Origin of the sequence: Maribacter aestuarii (assembly GCF_027474845.2) — a bacterium.
Classification (GTDB): domain Bacteria; phylum Bacteroidota; class Bacteroidia; order Flavobacteriales; family Flavobacteriaceae; genus Maribacter; species Maribacter aestuarii.
This window is the reverse complement of record NZ_CP107031.2, coordinates 46,509-58,966: the sequence shown is the minus strand read 5'-3', so window position 1 is coordinate 58,966 and position 12,458 is coordinate 46,509. Positions and strand designations below refer to the sequence as shown.

Below are 12,458 nucleotides of genomic sequence, written 5' to 3'. Positions count from 1 at the left end.
AATAGAGATTGCCTTTTCTACCTCTTCTAGCGGGATGGACTCTTTTTTTCTTGCTTGCAGCTAAAGTTTAGTAAAAGAAGAAATAAGAATAAGCCTTGTTTCAAGGGATGAGATTTTATGTATTTTTTCAAAAGTAGTATTATTTCATCTTTGCTTAGATTGATTAAACAAAATGTTTACTTTTATCCGGAATTTTGGTTTTCATCCTTTCATAAAGATGGAATTAAAAGGGAATCCGGTTAAAATCCGGAACTGTTCCCGCAACTGTAAGTATATGCTGAACTTGTTTCAGCATCTTGTTCAATTAACAAGTTGTTCTTACTACTAACCACTGTAGCAACTGAAAAAATTCAGTGAAAACGGGAAGGTAAAGAACAAATTACGAGTCAGGAGACCTGCCAAATTCAAACAAACATTGTTAAACTTTCGGGATAAAGGTTTACGTATGGGTACAGACATACTTTTCGCTCGGAGCAGAAATTTTAAATGAAAAAAAATATGTATTGGTTAGGTGCATCCATCTTGTTATGTACCAATGTTATTGCTCAAGATGTTGTACAAAAAGACTCCATGGGGCTTCAGCAGTTGGATGATGTAGTGGTAACGGATTCCCGTTTTGAACTGAAACGAGAAAATTCAGGTAAAACGGTGATTAAAATCTCAGCGGAAGAGCTGGAAAGAAACCAGGGAAGGTCACTAGTTGAAATAATCAATACAAAAAGTGGTATTGAAGTAAACGGGAGTAGGAGTTATGCTGGACAAAATATTTCTATTTTTGCTAGGGGAGGAAATAACCGCCAAGTTTTAGTAGTTATTGATGGTATTCAAGCATCGGACCCATCCAACGTTAATGGGGAATATGATTTAAGATTACTAAATCTTTCTCAAATTGAAAGTATTGAGATCCTAAAAGGAGCCGCGAGCACCTTGTACGGAAATTCGGCCGCTACTGCTGTAATCAACATAACGACCAAAAAAGTTTCAAAAAAAGGAACTTCTTTAGAAGTTTTGTCCAGTCTAGGAACGAATCAGTCCGCTAGTGAGCAAAATTATAATCTATCGGATTTTTCCAATACCGCTACGCTGGTTGCCGAACATGATGGATTTTCGATTTTGGCATCCGGGGGACATCAATTTACAGATGGATTATCTGCGGCATTAGGAGAGGAGTCTGACAGCTTTTCTAGAATTGATGGAAACTTTTCTCTAGGCTATCAATTTTCCGAACGTTTTAAGGTGACGACATCGGCCTTTTATAATAAACTGGATTCTGATTTTGATAATGGCTTTCCTGTGGAAGATGCCAATTTTAGTTTTAAAAGCGAGCAATCCAGATTCACCTTAGCATCAACCTACGAATATCAAAACGGAAGTATTCAAATGAACGGTGCATTCAATCAAATAACAAGAACAATTGATTCTGATTTTCCATCTTATTTTGATTCGGAATCTTTTGTTTTGGATGTATTTAATAAATATTCTTTTGGTCGTAAGCTCTACACCATAATTGGAATCAACTTCATTGAAAATACCACGGTTTTTTCTGAAGAAGAAACTACAATTAGCACCGACCCTTATGCCAATGTGGTGTTCTTGAGCGATTTTGGGTTGAATATAAACGCCGGAGTTCGTTTGAATAACCATAGCGACTATGGGAGCAACTTTATATATAATTTGAATCCGTCCTATACTACGAAATTGAAGCGCGGTTATGTCAAGTTTTTTGGATCCTACGCCACTTCCTTTATAGCGCCAAATCTCTCTCAATTATATGGTCCGTTTGGTCCAAATCCTGATTTAGAACCAGAAATCAATAACACCTTAGAAGGAGGAATCGAATATAGGCCCTCGGATAAACTAAGGATTAGTGCACTCTATTTTAATAGGAGGGAAGAGGGGCGAATCCAATTTGTAACCATTGATCCTACAACTTTTGAAAGTCAATACCGTAATACTGAGGAAACGGTAAATTTTGACGGTTTTGAATTTGAGTTACAAGCTAAGCCGTTGGAGAATTTAAGCTTGAGCGCTAATTATACTTACACAAATTCTGAAAATGGTTTAGCGCTCAGGATTCCAAAAAACAAAATTAATGCCAGCATAGGCTATGACTTAAATGACCGTACATATATATCCTTGGCGTATCAGTATGTCGCGGAACGAACCGATACGGATTTTTCTACTTTCACATCCGTCGATTTGAATCCATTTAGTCTTATGGACCTGTATATTAAGCATGACATTAGCCCAGCTGTCCGATTCTTTTTATCCATAAACAACATACTTAACGAGGAATATGTGGAGATAATCGATTTTACAAGCAAGGGTCGAAACATGCGGTTAGGAATGCGGTTGAAGCTATAGACTAAAAGTAAAAAAAGAGCGGCACTAAGCCGCTCTTTTAGAATTGTTTCTACTTATTGGTTATGTTGATAATGCGTATCGTCTATCATCCTATCTTTTAATAAGGTAAACATTTTAGAGCTAGTCATTGTCTCTACAGGGCTATTAACCGTGAAATCACTTTTCCCGGTGGCACCAGTAATTTCTTGAATTGCCCTTGCCAATAGCGGTTCGTTGGCATCCCCCAGAATTCCTAGATTACCCAAATCTTCTTTCTGCTGAATATCGGGTACTAATCCATCCGTGTAGTCTGAAAATCCCTCGGCATTTTCGTTTCGGCCCAATAAAGGTTGTATGGCCCATTGAACATCCGGATTAATCATATTTACCCTGCTAGGCGTGTATAAGTAGGAGTTGTCCCGATCATCTACCAAGGTAGTAGAAAATTCATTCTTACCCCTAGTAACATCTCCAATTTGAACTACATCGATATAAGGTTCAAGGCTGTTTATTAACAGCTCACTGGCTGATGCCGATCCGTTAGTGGTCAAGACGTACAACTTGGAAAGCCCTAATGCATCAATAGATCTGCTGCCCACCTTATCAGCAAAATAAACTTCTAACTGACTTTGCGATAATTGATCTTGAATCTTCTCGTTATAGCGTTTTCTAAGGAAAAGATCGGAAGTGTTCGTACCGTATATCATGCTTGCCAATAGACGAGTCGTATTGACAGAACCTCCAGGATTGTACCTAAGGTCCAATACCAAACTTGTGATGCCAGCAGACTTAAGGGCGATTATAGCGTCATATAGGTCGTCATCATATTCATTTGTAAATTGATTGTACATGATGTAGCCAATACTCTCACCATTTATTTCAAAAGATTTTGAAATGTAAACGGGGTTCTCTGCCAACGCTTCTTGCTTGGTAAGTTCAATCTCATTGTCGTTAGGCATTACCTCACCGTTGGAAAAATCGGCCATATTTAGGGTGTACGTGTTATTCTCTCCGAACAACAGCCCAATGTAGTTGTCCAAAGTTAATGTTTGGCCATCTACTCCTGTAAATAAATCCCCCCTATTAATTGGCTTCGTGGCTGCATCGGAATTTGGGATAATATAACGTACATATCCAAAAATCTCTTCACTATCCTGTTTTCTGATCAAACCAAATTCTAAACCGTTGCTTCTTGATATTCCAGCCAAGGAATTCGTTAGCACCCTATAATCTGAATTATAAAAGCTAAATCGATCTTCTATATATAGGAGTTTACTGTCAAAAAAATCACCTGGGTCGTCACCCGACAGAAGGAACTCAGTATAGGCTTCACTGCCTTCGGGGGTATTGGCAAATCTGTCATCGGCTAAATCGGGGACATTTCCCTGCCAGAAGTACCAAAGGTTCATCGCCTTCCACATAAAATCCTGAACTTCAACATCCGCTGAGGAATTTGGGTCTACCGTATTCGGTACATTTATGTCATCGTCCTTAGAACAGGAAAACGCAGTAGCAATCAATAAAAAAACTAAAATCTTTCTCATGAGTAAATCAACGCAATTAATAGGCAATTATTCTTGTGGCGTAAAGGCTTTAATATCAACCTCTTTGAGATTATCCATAATAAGTGCGGTGTTCCTCTCATCAAATAGTTTGGAACTTGAAACTATATTTGATGGTATTTGAACCTCAAAACTCCTTTTGGCACTAACACCGGTAATCTCTTGTATTGCCCTCGCAAGCAAAGGTTCATTGGGGTCACCAAGTACGCCTAAATTGGTAATGTCCTCTTCTAACTCTATGTCCGGAACTAAACCGTCCGTATAATCAGAAAAACCTACACTGTTTTCAAGTTGGCTAATAATCGGTTGAATCCCCCATTGATTATTTGGATTTATTTCATTCTCTCTATCTGTATTATAAACATTGCCATTTTCAAAATCATCCACAAAGAGCAAAGAACCTTGATTTTTGCCAACGGTAGTCGTGCCGATATGCACAACATTTAAATAAGGTTCTAATCCTACCATGACCAATTCACTAGCTGAGGCGGATCCCCCTGTGGCCAAAATATACACTTGATTAAGATTTAACGAGTTTAACATCTCGTTCATGCCACCATTTGCGGTACCCGTGGTACTAACAAAATTGTTATCCAGTTCGCCTGGCTCAAATTGTGCTTCAATTTTCGAATTATAAGTAGTCCTAAAAAAAGCTGATCTGTATTGGGCCCGTGGATTAGACTGGCCAAAATAGTTGCCGTAGTAACTCTACCTCCTGGATTATACCGCAGGTCTAAAACCAAATCTGTAATGTTTTGGTTCTTAAATTCAGCAAATACTTGGTTTAATGCATCACCAGAATCCAAAGAGAATAAATTATACATCAAATAGCCTATTCTTTTATCTCCAAATGTGAGTACATCATCCACCAAGATAGGGTCTTCCACAAGTCCTTCTTGTTTTGTTAAAGTTACTTCCTTGCCGTTAGGTGTAATTGTATTATTTTCAATCGTCGCCATGTCTAATGTATAGGTGTCGGCATCTCCGAACAACAAATCGATGTAATTACTTCTATTCAATCTAGTTCCATTTACACCAATAAATATATCGCCTCTCTTGATATCCTTTGAGGAAGCATCTGAATCTTTAACAATGTATTCTACGAAACCAAAGATATCTTCAGATTGACCAATCAGTGAAAGCCCAAATTCTAATCCATTACTTTTGGAAATTCCTGCGATTCGGTTAGTAAAATCCTTATAATCATCACTCCATGCAGTAAATCGGTCACCTGAAAAAACCAGTTTGTCCTGAATAAAGGTATTTGGATTAGGCGTTGCAGCCAAAAAATCTTCGTATGCCGTTTGAGTGGCAAAACGGTCATCCGCTAAATCAGGTACGTCACCCTGCCAGAAATAATAAGCATTCATGGTTTGCCACATGAAATTCTGAACAACAATATTAACCTCTTCCGGGGTTTGTTCCTCCTGCTCCTCCTGTTGTTCCTCCTCTACGATAGGGGTATCGTCATCACTATTGCACGCACTAAAACAGATTCCTATACATAGTAATAATAAAAAATAATTTTTCATAGCTTTTTTTATATTGAAATACAAGATTACTTTTCCCAAGAATCGTTCCAATTTTAATAGGAAAAGAAAACAGGGGAATTATAATTACCGAATACTTACGTTATTAATTAGTATTAGGATGTTAAATTTACTTACATATCAAATAAAAAAAATTATTTGTAACAATATTCGTTGAATCTCGTCTTCCTTGTGTAGACATCTCTTATAGTTGTAGCGAACAACCGAACCATAATGAAACAAGCGGAATTTTTAAATGCAGTGTTGCCTTTTAAGGATAAGTTGTACCGATTAGCAAAACGCTTATTGGTATCTTCTGAGGAAGCTGAGGATGCCACACAGGAAGTTCTGTTGAAACTATGGTCTAAAAAGAATGCTATAAAAGGTTACAATAGTGTTGAAGCATTTGCGATGACGATGACGAAGAATTTCTGTTTGGACAGATTAAAATCCAAGCAAGCAGGGAACCTTAAATTAGTACATAGTAATTATGGTGATGACGGTTCATCCTTACAAACTCAACTGGAGGCAAAGGATAGCGTTAATTGGGTACAAAAGATCATGGAAGAGTTGCCAGAACAGCAGAAAATGGTATTGCAGTTAAGGGATGTAGAGCAATATGAGTACGATGAAATTGAAGAGCTTATGGACATGAAACCTACCGCAATACGAGTAGCCCTTTCCAGAGCTAGGAAAACCATTAGAGAAAAATTAATTGAAAAACACAGTTATGGAATTGGATAACATAGAAAAATTATTAGAAAAGTATTTTGATGCTAGCACGACGGTAGCAGAAGAAGAAACTTTACGGGCTTATTTTTCCAAAGATGATGTAGCTGCTCATTTGGAACCTTATACCCACATGTTTCAATATTTTACCAATGCCAAAGAAGAACGTTTTACCAAGCAGGTCCCCTTAAAACCTAGCGTAAATATTTACAAGTGGGGTTCCGTAGCTGCTGTAGCTGTTCTGATGTTTGGAATTTATTTTGGTAACGAATACCAACAAAAGCAGATCGCGGATCAAGAAAAGGCTCGGTTGGCCTACAACCAAACAAAAAAAGCTTTTGCCCTTTTAGCGGAAAATTTTAGTCGGGGTACGGAAAAGGTAGCCTATCTAAATGAGTTCGAGGAGACAAGGGATAAAATTTATAACAACAATTAAAATTAAAAATTAGACAGATGAAAAAGATAATAATAACGATAGTAACCGTAATGGTGTGTTACACCGGGTTTTCACAGTCCATGTTCGATAAGTACGAAGATTTGGACAATGTAAGCGCCGTGGTCGTAAACCAGAGTATGTTCAGGCTTTTGGCCAACATAGATGTCGAAGTAGACGAGCCCGAAGCAAAAGATTTTATGGATATAGCAAAAAGTCTCAAAAATCTTAAAGTATTCATTACGGAGGATAAAGATATATCCGCGGATATGATGGTTACCATGAACAAGTATTTGAAATCAAATTCCCTTGAGGAGCTTATGCGCGTAAAGGATAAAGATGCGAATGTAAAGTTCTATATAAAACAAGGTAAGGATGCCGATCATGTGAGCGAACTTTTAATGTTCGTTACCGGAATAAAAGATTCTGGAGTAGACATTAATGTAAACGGAAGGAAATTTGAAACGGTCCTTTTGTCCTTAACGGGTGACATTGATTTAAACAAGATTGGATCGCTCACGCGTAAAATGAACCTTCCTGAAGAACTTAATAAAGCAGGAAAGAAGCAATAACAAAAATCACATCGGCCTTAGTCGTTCATAATTAATTACGATTGGTCCGATAATTTAAATTCATCAATAACAAATCAAAAAACAACAGTCATGAAAAAAGCAGTAGTAGTATTATTAATGGCCATCGTGCCGGTATTCGGGTTTTCTCAATCTATTTTCGACAAATATGAGGACATGGATAACGTGGGTTCCGTAATCGTAAACAAGGGAATGATAGATCTCTTTTCAAAGGTAGGAGCGCTATCCGATGACAAAGAGGCACAAGAATTCATGGAAGTGGCCAAGGGTTTGCAAGGTGTAAAAGTCTTTATAACCGAGGATAAGCAAGTTGCAGCGGACATGAGCGGGACGGTGCAAAAGTATTTGAAGTCTTCAAAATTGGAGGAATTGATGCGGGTAAAGGACAAAGATGTCAACGTGAAATTTTACATCAAGAATGGCAAGAAGAAGGATCATGTATCGGAGCTATTAATGTTCGTCTCCGGGATGAACAATCTGGATGTAGATGTCAATGGAAGGAAATTTGAGACCGTTCTTGTAAGTCTTACAGGGGATATCGACCTAAATAAAATTGGATCGATTACCGATAAAATGGATTTACCTAAGGATTTGAATAAGGCTAAGGGTAAATAAAATCCTTTTAAGAAGTATTTACAGTAGCTATAAAATATAGAAATAATGAAAAAAATAAGTACCGTAGTCGTAATCTTTTTTGCCCTTGTACTATCTGCATGCTCCTCTACACAGAGCTTACAGGAGTATTACGTGGATAATACAGAGAATCCTAATTTCTTGTTTTTAGATGTGCCTGCAAGTATACTTAATTTGGAAGAGGCAAATTTAACCGAGACCCAAAGAGCAGCATTGAGCTCTTTAAAGAAATTAAACATCTTGGCATTCAAAAAAACAATTGAAAATAGCGGTGAATACAAAATTGAAAAGACAAATATAAAAGCTATTTTGGACCGAGAGGAGTATACCGAGTTGATGAAAATGAACACTGAGTTCGGCCGTGCAACCATTAAATATTTGGGTGCGGAGGATGCCATTGACGAGGTAATCATTTTTGGGGACAATAAAGAAAAGGGATTTGCTTTGGTAAGGGTCTTAGGGAAGAATATGAATCCTGCTAATTTTATGCAATTAATGCAGGCCGTTCAAAAATCGAGCTATAAAGGCGAAGGTTTAAGTGAATTGGGTGAACTTTTTAAGGGTTAAAAGAACTCAATAATATTGTAGAAAGTCCTTCTGTACAATAAGTACAGGGGGACTTTTGATTTTAAGATTCTATTGCTAAAGATTTCCTTTTCGATGTTTTTAGTATATTCAAATCTTGATAACTAAAAATAGTACTATGGAAAATTTATCGGGAGAAATCATTACAGGATACTTTTTAGAATATGGCCTACCATTATTAAAAGCTATATTGATTTTTGTAATCGGTTCGTGGGTTATTTCGAAAATCGTACGAGTGCTTAAACGGGTCATGGTCAAAAAGGATTACGATCTTGCCTTGCAAAAGTTTTTGGCCAACCTTTTATCCTGGATACTCAAGATTTTCCTCGTCATTACGGTAATATCTACATTAGGTGTGGAGACCACAAGTCTTGCAGCCGTAATAGCGGCAGGAGGTCTTGCTGTTGGATTGGCGCTGCAAGGGAGTTTGGCGAATTTCGCCGGTGGGGTACTTATCATAATTTTCAAACCTTATAATATTGGCGATTTGATAGAAGCACAGGGAGTTGTTGGCGTTGTAGAGGATATTGAAATTTTCAAAACCCACTTGATAACACCGGATAATAAACACGCGATTGTGCCTAATGGTTCGTTGGCTAACGGCAATATCATTAACTACACAAGAAGAGGGAAAATTAGGGTAGATACTGTAGTAGGCGTAGGCTATGATGAGGATATAAAGAAAACCAAGGAAGTACTTTTAGAAGTTCTAACATCAAACCCTAAGGTTTTGGAGGAACCGGCACCTTCTGTAAATGTTTTGGAATTGGGTGACAGCTCGGTCAATTTCGCAGTAAGACCATATTGTAAGCCGGAAGACTATTGGGATGTCTATTTTGCGACCGTGGAAGGTACCAAGTTGGCATTGGACAAAGCTGGTATAGAAATTCCTTATCCGCACGAAGTACAGCTAAACAAGTAATATTTTCCCAATTAGATAAAAAAAGACCAATGACAGCGGTCTTTTTTTCTAAAAGTAAAAAGGTACTGAATACCCTGTATTATTATTGTTTTTCCGTGTGAACGGTCAAGTTGTTTTTGCCAAAATCCAGAGTTCTGATAGGGAATGGAATATTGATATCCTTTTGATCGAAGTGAGATTTAATCAACTTTATGGCCTTATGCCTTGCCGCATGTTCTTGCTTGGAATTTATGCAATCTGCCCAAAACCGAACCATGAAGTTAATGGAGCTATCACCAAATTCGGTAAAGAAGAATTCTACTTGTTCGCCATCATTCTGTTTAAAGGTTTCTCCGATAATTTTCACTGTCAAATCCTCGACCATCTGAAGGTCAGATTCGTAACCCACACCACAATTAACGAATATCCGATTTCTGTCGTTTAGTGAATAATTGGTAAATGAACCATCTATAAATTTTGAATTGGGAATGACCACCATATTATTATCCGGTTTTCTTAATATGATGTTCCTTAGGCTAATTTCGGTTACAAAACCAGAAATACCGTCAGCTGTAATAAAATCGTTTATCTTAAGCTGCGGCATAAAAGACAGTATGAGTCCGCCAAAGGTATTGCTTAACGTACCTTGTAAGGCCAAACCAATGGCCAAACCAACTACCCCTGCACCTGCTAATATGCTGGTAAGTACTTTATCCAGGTCTAATACTCCGAGCGCTATAAAAAAGCCTATTAAAAGTATTACGACGAAAACCACTTTGGCTATGATCTCCTGTATAGAAACCTGTCCAATTTTCTTTAATATGGTCCGTTTCAATAATTTTCGAATTCCCCTAGCTATAAAATAGAATAGGAACATGACCAGAATAGCCATAATAAAATTCGGTAACTTTAAGATGATTGCATCCAACCAACCATCTAGCTTATCCCAAAGGTTGCTAACGGAATCTTCAACGGAGAAATTTGCTTGCATGTATTTTAATTTTTGTTCCGGCGATAATATAGCCATAAAGAATTATATGTTGAAATATACGCGGCCTTATCACCCATAATTAAGTGAACGGGCAAAAGAAAAGTGTAAATGAAACAAACACCTTTTAAATCCCCGTATAATTACTTGGTGTAATTTGTTTGAGTTCTGTTTTTATACTCTCGTTTACTTCCAAGGTATCTATAAAGTTGGCAATGGAATTTTGATTGATTTTCTCGTTCGTACGGGTCAAACCTTTTAATGCCTCATATGGATTTGGGTATCCCTCCCGTCTTAAAACCGTTTGTATGGCCTCTGCAACTACCGCCCAATTGTTCTCCAGGTCTTGTTCAAACTTTTCCTTGTTCAATAGTAACTTGTTCAAACCTTTTAGAGTAGATAGAAAAGCAATGATGGTATGTGCAAAGGGTACGCCAACGTTTCTTAGCACCGTACTGTCCGTTAGGTCCCGTTGTAATCTGGACACGGGAAGCTTAGCGGAAAGGTGCTCGAACAATGCATTGGCAATGCCTAAGTTACCTTCGGAATTCTCAAAATCTATTGGATTTACTTTATGCGGCATGGCGGAGGAACCTACTTCTCCCGCTTTGATCTTTTGCTTAAAATAATCCATGGAGACGTAGGTCCAAAAATCCTTATCCAAATCTAGAATTATGGTATTAATTCGTTTTAAGGCATCAAAAAGGGCAGCCATATGGTCATAATGCTCTATCTGTGTAGTAGGAAACGAATGTTGTAACCCGAGCCTTTCCTGTACGAAGTTTTGAGCGAAGTTCTTCCAATCTATTTTTGGGTAAGCCACTTTGTGGGCATTAAAATTTCCCGTTGCTCCGCCAAATTTTGCCGCGCTGGGAATATCGTTCAGTAGATTGAACTGTTCTTTTAACCGTACCATAAAAACCTCAATTTCTTTGCCTAATCTTGTAGGTGAGGCCGGTTGTCCGTGAGTACGGGCCAACATAGGAATCTCCGACCATTCCTTGGATAGTTCCTCTAATTTCTTAACAACATCAAAATAGTGAGGCACATAAACCTCGTTCATTGCTTCCTTAATCGATAGGGGAATGGCTGTGTTATTGATGTCTTGAGAAGTTAGCCCAAAATGGATAAACTCCTTATAAGAGGACAGTCCCAACTTGTCAAAGGCCTTTTTAATGAAATATTCCACAGCTTTCACATCGTGGTTTGTGGTTTTTTCAATTTCCTTGATTTCCTGTGCATCACTAGCATCGAAATTCAGATAGATTTCCCTGAGGGCTTTGATTTTTGAAGCCTCAAAATCAGCAAGTTGTGGTAATGGTATTTCGCAAAGGGCAATAAAATACTCCACCTCGACCCTAACACGATATTTCATCAAGGCTTCCTCCGAGAAATAGTCGGCTAATTTTTCCGTTTTGTTTCTATAGCGGCCATCAATAGGGGATACGGCACTTAATTCAGATAATGACATAGGGTCAGGATTGGATTGATTACGAGCGCAAAGATATCCATAAGCAAAAGAGTTTAAAAGGAAATCTCGCTTAGTTTAGTGCTTTTGCTCCCTTCTTTATTTTGGCTAGGGTCATTCTAGCACGTGCTTTATAGGCTGCACTACCGGCAGCATAGTTTTGCTCAAGAATGAGCTGAAGTTCTGGATGAATCCAGCTATATTTTTTTCCTAGAAGCAAAAGGCAAGTCATACTGTATGCTTTCGCCGCTACTTTATGATTTCCAATAAGCCAATCAAAACAAGCAGTGGTGATTCTTTCTAGATGATTTGCAGTCATTACTTTATTGATTTCGTTCTTGACTTCTGAAAAATAGGAGATGATTAAATATTCACAAACTTTCGCAACAGGTCTTACGGAAGAATCTAGATGAACTTCCGTGATTTTTGAAGTAAACAAATCTAAATGATTATATAAATAAGATAGTTTTTCTTTCGCCATATATTCTAAAATCCAGCATGCCTTTGATGAAATAGGATCATTTATCGTAAATGCAATTTTCAATAAGGGGGCAACAAGTTGTGGGTTATTTACGATTAATTGAGCCATTTCGCTACGTTTCTCCCTAGAGTGGTCCACATAATTTAACGCTTTATAGAGTTCTTCGCTTTTCATAAAATTGTAATTTTGAGTATACATTTCCCCCAAATGAAAATA

The 12,458-nt window shown here is 37.8% G+C and carries 13 protein-coding genes and 1 riboswitch; of the genes, 7 read left to right on the top strand and 6 right to left on the bottom strand.

Going from position 1 to position 12,458, the window contains the following annotated elements; translation table 11 throughout:
- The first annotated feature begins 178 nt into the window (after positions 1–178).
- A riboswitch (cobalamin riboswitch) is annotated at positions 179–417 on the top strand.
- 69 nt (positions 418–486) lie between these two features.
- Positions 487–2,364 (top strand): TonB-dependent receptor plug domain-containing protein, encoded by a 1,878-nt coding sequence (locus N8A89_RS00310; RefSeq protein WP_289644701.1) that lies wholly within the window; start codon positions 487–489, stop codon positions 2,362–2,364.
- Between the two features lie 53 nt (positions 2,365–2,417).
- Here the strand turns inward: N8A89_RS00310 and N8A89_RS00305 are convergent, their stop codons facing one another.
- Genes N8A89_RS00305 through N8A89_RS00295 form a run of 3 tightly spaced genes read right to left on the bottom strand, consistent with a single transcriptional unit; the run spans position 2,418 to position 5,437 of the window.
- The gene (locus N8A89_RS00305) at positions 2,418–3,887 is read right to left on the bottom strand and encodes a S41 family peptidase (RefSeq protein WP_289644700.1); all 1,470 of its coding nucleotides are present in this window, start codon (positions 3,885–3,887) and stop codon (positions 2,418–2,420) included.
- 27 nt (positions 3,888–3,914) lie between these two features.
- Positions 3,915–4,457, bottom strand: a complete 543-nt coding sequence (locus N8A89_RS00300; RefSeq protein WP_289644699.1) for a S41 family peptidase — start codon at positions 4,455–4,457, stop codon at positions 3,915–3,917.
- Positions 4,454–5,437: a S41 family peptidase gene (locus N8A89_RS00295; protein ID WP_281540442.1), complete on the bottom strand. Its 984-nt coding sequence runs from the start codon at positions 5,435–5,437 to the stop codon at positions 4,454–4,456. The genes N8A89_RS00300 and N8A89_RS00295 overlap by 4 nt, the downstream gene beginning before the upstream one ends.
- Positions 5,438–5,668: 231 nt before the next feature.
- Between N8A89_RS00295 and N8A89_RS00290 the strand changes: the two genes are divergently transcribed.
- The 6 genes from N8A89_RS00290 (at position 5,669) to N8A89_RS00265 (ending at position 9,326) form a co-directional block, all read left to right on the top strand.
- Positions 5,669–6,178 carry an RNA polymerase sigma factor gene (locus tag N8A89_RS00290; RefSeq protein ID WP_281540441.1) on the top strand — a complete coding sequence of 170 codons (510 nt, stop codon included), beginning with the start codon at positions 5,669–5,671 and terminating at the stop codon, positions 6,176–6,178.
- Positions 6,165–6,599, top strand: coding sequence for a hypothetical protein (locus N8A89_RS00285; protein WP_281540440.1), 435 nt, complete (start codon positions 6,165–6,167; stop codon positions 6,597–6,599). The genes N8A89_RS00290 and N8A89_RS00285 overlap by 14 nt, the downstream gene beginning before the upstream one ends.
- A 17-nt stretch (positions 6,600–6,616) precedes the next feature.
- Positions 6,617–7,168: a DUF4252 domain-containing protein gene (locus N8A89_RS00280; RefSeq protein ID WP_281540439.1), complete on the top strand. Its 552-nt coding sequence runs from the start codon at positions 6,617–6,619 to the stop codon at positions 7,166–7,168.
- A 90-nt stretch (positions 7,169–7,258) separates the two neighbouring features.
- The gene (locus N8A89_RS00275; protein WP_281540438.1) at positions 7,259–7,801 is read left to right on the top strand and encodes a DUF4252 domain-containing protein; all 543 of its coding nucleotides are present in this window, start codon (positions 7,259–7,261) and stop codon (positions 7,799–7,801) included.
- Positions 7,802–7,846: 45 nt separating this feature from the next.
- Positions 7,847–8,386, top strand: coding sequence for a DUF4252 domain-containing protein (locus N8A89_RS00270; protein ID WP_281540437.1), 540 nt, complete (start codon positions 7,847–7,849; stop codon positions 8,384–8,386).
- A 136-nt stretch (positions 8,387–8,522) separates the two neighbouring features.
- On the top strand, positions 8,523–9,326 hold the full coding sequence (locus N8A89_RS00265) for a mechanosensitive ion channel family protein (protein ID WP_281540436.1): 804 nt from the start codon (positions 8,523–8,525) through the stop codon (positions 9,324–9,326).
- Between the two features lie 82 nt (positions 9,327–9,408).
- Here N8A89_RS00265 and N8A89_RS00260 read toward each other — a convergent pair whose 3' ends face one another.
- From N8A89_RS00260 to N8A89_RS00250, 3 genes are all read right to left on the bottom strand, one after another.
- A complete protein-coding gene (locus N8A89_RS00260) occupies positions 9,409–10,296 on the bottom strand; it encodes a mechanosensitive ion channel family protein (RefSeq protein WP_281540435.1) in 888 nt (295 codons plus the stop codon).
- Between the two features lie 124 nt (positions 10,297–10,420).
- Positions 10,421–11,764, bottom strand: a complete 1,344-nt coding sequence (purB, locus tag N8A89_RS00255) for an adenylosuccinate lyase (RefSeq protein WP_281540434.1) — start codon at positions 11,762–11,764, stop codon at positions 10,421–10,423.
- A 70-nt stretch (positions 11,765–11,834) separates the two neighbouring features.
- Positions 11,835–12,416, bottom strand: coding sequence for an adenylosuccinate lyase (locus N8A89_RS00250; protein WP_281540433.1), 582 nt, complete (start codon positions 12,414–12,416; stop codon positions 11,835–11,837).
- Between the last annotated feature and the right edge of the window lie 42 nt (positions 12,417–12,458).

What these genes read in the sequence shown, in the direction of transcription:
- N8A89_RS00310 (WP_289644701.1), top strand. Translation starts at nt 487, where the DNA reads ATGAAAAAAAATATGTATTGGTTAGGTGCATCCATCTTGTTATGTACC.
- purB (WP_281540434.1), bottom strand. Translation starts at nt 11,764, where the DNA reads ATGTCATTATCTGAATTAAGTGCCGTATCCCCTATTGATGGCCGCTAT.
- N8A89_RS00285 (WP_281540440.1), top strand. Translation starts at nt 6,165, where the DNA reads ATGGAATTGGATAACATAGAAAAATTATTAGAAAAGTATTTTGATGCT.
- N8A89_RS00250 (WP_281540433.1), bottom strand. Translation starts at nt 12,416, where the DNA reads ATGAAAAGCGAAGAACTCTATAAAGCGTTAAATTATGTGGACCACTCT.
- N8A89_RS00265 (WP_281540436.1), top strand. Translation starts at nt 8,523, where the DNA reads ATGGAAAATTTATCGGGAGAAATCATTACAGGATACTTTTTAGAATAT.
- N8A89_RS00300 (WP_289644699.1), bottom strand. Translation starts at nt 4,457, where the DNA reads ATGAACGAGATGTTAAACTCGTTAAATCTTAATCAAGTGTATATTTTG.
- N8A89_RS00305 (WP_289644700.1), bottom strand. Translation starts at nt 3,887, where the DNA reads ATGAGAAAGATTTTAGTTTTTTTATTGATTGCTACTGCGTTTTCCTGT.
- N8A89_RS00280 (WP_281540439.1), top strand. Translation starts at nt 6,617, where the DNA reads ATGAAAAAGATAATAATAACGATAGTAACCGTAATGGTGTGTTACACC.
- N8A89_RS00275 (WP_281540438.1), top strand. Translation starts at nt 7,259, where the DNA reads ATGAAAAAAGCAGTAGTAGTATTATTAATGGCCATCGTGCCGGTATTC.
- N8A89_RS00295 (WP_281540442.1), bottom strand. Translation starts at nt 5,437, where the DNA reads ATGAAAAATTATTTTTTATTATTACTATGTATAGGAATCTGTTTTAGT.
- N8A89_RS00260 (WP_281540435.1), bottom strand. Translation starts at nt 10,296, where the DNA reads ATGCAAGCAAATTTCTCCGTTGAAGATTCCGTTAGCAACCTTTGGGAT.
- N8A89_RS00290 (WP_281540441.1), top strand. Translation starts at nt 5,669, where the DNA reads ATGAAACAAGCGGAATTTTTAAATGCAGTGTTGCCTTTTAAGGATAAG.
- N8A89_RS00270 (WP_281540437.1), top strand. Translation starts at nt 7,847, where the DNA reads ATGAAAAAAATAAGTACCGTAGTCGTAATCTTTTTTGCCCTTGTACTA.